This window comes from Proteus sp. HMSC14B05, assembly GCF_001808035.1.
Classification (GTDB): Bacteria; Pseudomonadota; Gammaproteobacteria; order Enterobacterales; family Enterobacteriaceae; genus Proteus; species Proteus mirabilis.
On sequence record NZ_KV791961.1, the window covers coordinates 796 to 7,589 of the forward strand.

Sequence of the window (6,794 nt, forward strand, 5' to 3'; positions counted from 1 at the left end):
TGCTGCCAAAAGTTGAGTTAAAATGGTATCGCACGTCTGTTGAAGGTAAACAAGAGCACTTCTTTACCACCACACTGACTGACGCGACGATCGTGAACATCGATTGCCAAATGCCTCATTGCCAAGATCCGGCTAAAGCCGACTTCACGCAACTTATCGAAGTCTCCCTCTCTTACCGCAAAATTGACTGGGAGCACACTGTTGCTGGAACGTCTGGTGCGGATGACTGGCGTGCGCCTCTCGAAGCGTAATACCGTTATGACGAGTCCTTGGGGGCTCGTCCTTATTTTGTATTGTTCCCTTTTCTTTATCCATTTTTGCATGGAGGCAGATTATGCTTAGCAAAGATCCGAAATCAACGCCCATTGACCCGGCATCCGTTTTAAAAGATGAAGCCATCAATCAAGTGAAAAATAGGGTGCAATCCAAAGTGAACGAAACGCTATCGACACCCACGCAAAAGGTGGTCGGGATGGTCTCAGCAGCGGCCTCGCTCACTCAATCAGCCAGCGCATCGGCCAATCGCGTGACTGCTCATCCCCTGAGCCACGGTGGCGGTTTTACCGGTGGACAAACGTTCGCTGAAAACCAAGCACTCCAAGCGGCCCATGGGGCGTTACTTGATGCATTAGGCATGGACAGCCTCGAAAGTGGTTTGGTGTTCACTTGCACCATTGGTGGATTGCCTGACGACACCTTTCAAGTCACCGAATTTAATCTTACCGAAGGATTATCCTCGCTATTTTCACTGTCCATCAGTGCGGTCAGTGCCTTACCCTTTATCGATTTCCAGCGCCATCTTGGCTTAGCCTCATCATTAACGGTCAAACGCGATGGGGTGTTGATCCGCAAAGTCAACGGTATCTTAGCTGGGGCAGTACAAGGCAATACCGACGGAGTGAAAACGTGGTATCACTTCGATATTCGCCCTGAAATGTGGGTGATGACCCTCAATCAAGACAGCCGTATTTTTCAACATCAATCGGTGCCGACCATCTTAAAAACCTTATTGGATGAGGCCCATGTTAAAGCGGATTGCCAATTCTACCGTGAAGATCTACACCCTGAACGTCTCTACACCACCCAAAAACGCGAATCGGCATTTGATTTTTGGTGTCGACTGGCGTTTGAAGAGGGCATTAACTTCTGGTTTGAAGAAGAACAACTGTTTTACAGCGATGAACATATGGGGATGACGGCGGGTATTCACCTCACCTATAACCCGCAGGCCGACACTGATATCAGCGATAGCACTGCCATGACTTGGCAATATGGCGAATATTTGTGTGTGGATGAAACTATCCATAAAGACAACAACTTTGTTCGTCCTTCTTATCCGTTGTCTCATGAAAACAAAATTGAGCAGGGGGGACAGCACAGTGTGTTTGAAAGTTATGGTCGTTTTCAATTAGACGATGAAGGTCGACCTCTGACACAGGTGCGCTTTGAGCAATTACGTAACGGCAGCAAAGTGGGGCAAGCGACAACAAACTGTTTTGCACTGATGCCCGGCAAAATCTTTACCTTATCTCAGCATCCCCATCAGCCGATGAATGATCGCTGGCAAGTGATCAGCGTCAGCCATCATGGTGTACAGCCATTGGCGGACAATAGCGGGGGCGAAGGCACACAACTGTCGAATAGTGTCTCCTTTATTCCGGGCACGCAAGAGTGGCGTCCCCCTTATCGTTATAAACCGACGGCCGACGGCGATGAAGTGGCGACGGTGGTGGGACCGCCGGGGGAAGAAATCTACGTCAATGAATATGGCGCCGTGAAAGTGCATTTTCATTGGGATCGTCGGGGAAGTGCCGATCACAGTGCCTCCTGCTGGGTACGGGTTGCCATGGGCTGGAGTGGAAATGGTTATGGTTTTTCTGCGGTACCGCGCATTGGCACGCAAGTGCTGGTCAGCTACCTGAATGGGGATATCGACAGACCGATGATTACCGGTTGTACCTATGATGGTCGTAACGCACCACCGATTAAGTTCCCAGAGAATAAGACACAAACCACTTTCCGTAGCCAAACCCACAAAGGGGAAGGTTTTAATGAACTGCGTTTTGAAGATGCCGGCGGTAAGCAAGAGGTGTTTCTTCATGCGCAGAAGGATATGAATACCCGTGTTCTTCATGATCGCACTACCCATGTTTTACACGATCATGTTGAAGTGATCGAAAACAATCAACAGATGCAGGTGAAAGGCGCTCGCACAGAAACGATAGATAAAGATAACAGCGAAACGGTAGGCCAACATAAAAAAATTACTGTAGGCAAAACATTATCTATCAATGTCGGTGAAGTCATTGAATTACGTTGTGGAGCAAGTGTGCTACGAATGGATAATGGTGGGCATGTCACGATTAATGGTCAGGAATTTAAGTTCGAAGCTACAGGTCCTGTGAAAATTACGGGTAAAGATATCGATTTAAACTAAGGGAATAGTGATATGAAAGTGAGTAACACAACCCCATTTCCTTATCTTTTATACCAAAAAGTAGGAAAAAAGGATGAGCTGTTTAATGTGATCGCATTGCGCCAAACTTTTCGGCTCAAGACTGGCGGGCATTACTCGGATTTAAATGAACAGCAATACCCTTTAAACATGGCAGATCGTTACTATCATGCACCGGAAACCAGTAGTTTAATCGAAGAAACGGATTTAGTGTGGACGCGTCCTTGCACTAATATCCATATACTGGGGGTTGCGCGCCCTAAAGGCAATCAGCCTACGGCACAATGGCGAGCAGGTATTCGCATTGAAAACTTTAGCAAAACGTGGTCTTTGTTTGGCCCTCACTATTGGGAATACCAAGAGGATCAATGGAGCTTGAGTGAACCAATACCTGTTGATGGGGTTTCTTTACGCCATGAGTTGGCTTATGGAGGAACATGGCAGTCCCCTCAGCAAGAACAGCAACAAGTAATAGAAAATCCCATTGGAATGGGGTTTTATCCCGATGTAGAGGCACTTGATAAACAAAAACGTTATCCAGCCCCTCAGATTATGGAAGATATTCGTAAAAGACCGCTTGATACGTTGTCTATTGATACTCGACAAATTAGTGAAGGTATGGGGCCTATCTCCCGTTGGTGGGCAGGGCGTGTTGAATACGCTGGAACATATGGAAAAGAGTGGCAAGAAAACCAATTCCCGTTTTATCCAGATGATTTTGATGAACGTTTTTTCAATAGTGCGCACCCGTCTTTACGCTATCCTGGATATTTATTGGGCAATGAACCTATATTATTGGAAGGTTTATTACCTGAATCATCGCGGGTCGTTACAGCATTACCTGACTATCGTGTGAAAATCATATTACAAGACATCGAAGGTGAGCTTTTCTCTTTGAAACCAGATTTAGACACACTGACTATTGACTTAGATCGTCGTCTTATCTCTGTCGTGAAACGACTTGTTATCCCCGCAAAATATCCGATTGTGGAAGCATTAATAGGCGTTTGGGTTCCAGCAGAAACAAAAGGAGCTTGTTGTAATGGCTGATAAACATGTTGGTGACGGTGAAAACCAATTCAAAGTTGTTGCAACCACCCCTGATGTTTGTCAGGTAGGGTGTTCTGCTATTCCTTTTGATAGTTTTCAAAGCTTAGATGCACAAAAGCAATATGCCTTGAGTGTTAAAGCACGTGGATATTGTACTTTGAATGTTGGTTCAATAATCAAAGGAACGCAAAGTAACACGGGGGCCGGTGTATTATCTGGAACCTCATTAGGCGGTGGAGATTGTCAAATTATTACAGGGAGCCCATCGGTCCGTATTGAAGGTCAACCTGCTGCACAAGATGGTTCATTAGTCGCAATGAACAATAACAATACATTAGGGACTTTAATTACTAATGTTGCACCTCCTGCTGAGCCGATTGAGAGCAATAAAATCCCCTGTAACAATCCGCCCGTGACATCAGAATTGTTAGAATCACTGCAAGAGATGCAACGAGAAGAACAAGAAAGTTTTATTGGGCGACTCCGTCAACAAAAACAGCAAGCGGATAAAAAAAGAGATGATTCTCTAAATGATATTGACAAACAATTAACTGAATACATTGATAATATTCGAATTGAACACATTAATACAGATTATTCATGGTGGAACAGTTTATATAATACTTCAATGGATGGAATAACTGGCCTGACTCGTGGTGGTCTTGGTTTTGTTGAAAGTACAACAAAGTCAGCTGTGGAAGCTTATTATTACATAAATCCAACCGATCTAGTTCAAAACGTGGCTCTAAATGCGAGCAAAAAAACCATCGAGGGACTTATCGAAGCAGAAAACTGGAGGTTGGGGAATAACTGTATTGAAGGTGTTAAGGAAGACGCTAAAGCCAAATATCGTGCATTAGGTAAACTTATCGATGAAGAAAAAGAAAAATTAGAGAATAAATGGAAAAAAAGTGATAGCGATAAAGTCGAAATAGTAACAAGAGGTGGGCTTGAAATAGCGACTATTGCCGCTGCTTTTTTAAAAGTGGGGAAAGTCGCTGAAGGTGCTAATGCTATTAATAAAGTAGCAGAAGGAACTAAAATAACTGAAATATCTGAAGGCACTTCTGCGGTAAATAAAGCTACTGACGTAATAAAAGCGACAGAGACCAGTAATATATCCAAAGGAAGTGAGGCAATCAACGGGGCAGAAATCTCCGCCACAGAGAAAGGAAGTAATGCCGCTAAAGGTACTGAGGTGATCCAAAGCCCAGAAACACCGAAAATAACCTCATCAGATAATGGCATTAAAATTGAAGGAAAAACGGAAAGCGTATCTACAGAAACGCCACCTAATAAAGCTAATAATAGCCAAACGGAGAATAAATCGACATCCAGCAGCAAAGAGTCCGATGGAAACAGTACTTCTAGTGCAACCTGTAAAGGTGAGCCTGTTAATGTGGCTACTGGTGATTTTATCCAACAGTGGCCAATTATTCAGATACCGGGCTTGTTGCCGTTATCTCTACATCGTACATATAAATCCACATCAAATGCAAAGGGACTTTTTGGACCGAAGTGGGCAGACGAATGGTCACGCTGTTTACATATACTTGACGGAAACATCATCTATCAAGACAGTGATGGTGCTAATTTTACATTTATAACTCCCACAGAGGAGATCCGTGCAAGAAATGCCCATGCTCCCCATTTTTTACTCACCGGACAACGTGATGGTGATTTAACCCTTTTTGATAGTACGCAACAACAGTTTCTACATTTTAATCACAGACAAGGAAAATATCGTCGATTAAGTGCAATCACTGATTTAAATCAGCATCGTATTGATTTTATATATAACGAGCAAAGCCAGCTTGTCAGTGTGAAGCGTCATGATGGCATAGCGTTAATACTCGAATATCAACAGGATAAATTAGTTCGCATTTGCTCTGAAAGCACAACCTCATCTCCTCGAGATTTTGTACGTTGCGAATACGATACTCATGGTTATCTTAGTCAATGTTATGCCTATCAACAAAACCACTTATGGCATCGTTATTCTCCTGAGGGACTCATGGTCGCTTGGGGGGATACTGACAGTACAGAAGTGATGATTGATTATGATGAACAAGGACGTGTTGTCGCCACACGTTCACCGTCTGGTTTTTGGAATGATCGCTTTATCTATGATGATTATCAGCGCATGACAACCTACATTGACGGTGAGGGTGGATTTTCACGTTATTATTATAACGATGATAATCTGGTGACTCGCACTATCGATCCATTATGGTGTGAAACGTATACGGAATGGGAACAGCGGAAAAAGATAGCAGAAATCAATGAGATTGGTGAGCGCACAGAGTATGGTTATCACTATAATGGACTGCTTGCCTATATCTATTTACCTGATGGTAAAGCCATTTACTATGATTATAATGACTATGGTCAACTTACCCATTTCACATCGGCCTTTGGCGATGAATGGCAGCTAAGCTATGATGACAATGGCAATTTAACCATAGTGACAGATCCGCAAGGGCGTCAGCAGGTCTATGAATATAGCCAACATGGTGAATTGCTCAAAGCCATTACGCCCAATGGTGCGCAATGGCAATACCACTATAACCCTGCACATCAACTGATTAAAACCACCAATCCTTATCAACACAGCACAGAATATCATAGTGATGAATTGGGGCGTTTACTGCACTACACTGATGCGTTAAATCACACCACACGCTATCAATACAGCACTGAGCATGCCAGTACCAACGGCAGTCTCAGCAAGATTTTATTACCCGATGGGGTCGAGCAACAGATAGACTATGACAGTGAGCGCCGAGTTATCGCGGTGACGGATGGTGAAGGAAAAACCACCCGTTATCGTTATGGGCCTTTTGATGTCTTACTGGCAATGATACGCCCTGACGGCAGTGAAATTCGCTTTGAATATGATTCACTGACACGACTTAAAAAAGTAGTGAATGCGAACGGGGAGGTTTATCTTTACGAACGGGATAAAGCGGGACAAATCATTCGTGAAGTTGATTTTACGGGGCGTGAGATTTGTTATCGCTATGACCGACTAGGACGTCGCATTGCCACTCGCTATCCGGATAACCATGAACTGCGTTGGCGCTATAATGAAAGTGGCTTAGTGGTTGAACAAAGCGAATGGTTTGAAGATGAGCAAGAAAGCCGCTGCTTATCCACGACTCAATATAGCTATAACGCACGTCAACAATTGATAAAAGCGACTAATCCTGACTCGGTGGTTGAATTTGAGTATGACGACCAAGGTCGTTTATGCAGTGAACGTATTAATGGACAAGAGATTGTTCATCAA

4 protein-coding genes are annotated in these 6,794 nt (G+C 44.0%); all 4 read left to right on the forward strand.

Annotated elements, in window-relative coordinates; translation table 11 throughout:
- Positions 1–251, forward strand: a 251-nt coding sequence (tssD, locus tag HMPREF3129_RS00575) for a type VI secretion system tube protein TssD (protein WP_139142862.1), incomplete at its 5' end; no start/stop codon positions are given.
- 83 nt (positions 252–334) lie between these two features.
- Positions 335–2,437 carry a type VI secretion system Vgr family protein gene (locus tag HMPREF3129_RS00580; protein ID WP_070486569.1) on the forward strand — a complete coding sequence of 701 codons (2,103 nt, stop codon included), beginning with the start codon at positions 335–337 and terminating at the stop codon, positions 2,435–2,437.
- A gap of 12 nt (positions 2,438–2,449) precedes the next feature.
- Positions 2,450–3,505: a DUF2169 family type VI secretion system accessory protein gene (locus tag HMPREF3129_RS00585; protein WP_004242737.1), complete on the forward strand. Its 1,056-nt coding sequence runs from the start codon at positions 2,450–2,452 to the stop codon at positions 3,503–3,505.
- The coding region (locus HMPREF3129_RS00590) for a DUF6531 domain-containing protein (protein WP_139142863.1) at positions 3,498–6,794 on the forward strand (3,297 nt) is incomplete at its 3' end. The genes HMPREF3129_RS00585 and HMPREF3129_RS00590, both read left to right, overlap by 8 nt.

Coding starts and splice junctions, on each gene's coding strand:
- HMPREF3129_RS00580 (WP_070486569.1), top strand. CDS start 335: ATGCTTAGCAAAGATCCGAAATCAACGCCCATTGACCCGGCATCCGTT.
- HMPREF3129_RS00585 (WP_004242737.1), top strand. CDS start 2,450: ATGAAAGTGAGTAACACAACCCCATTTCCTTATCTTTTATACCAAAAA.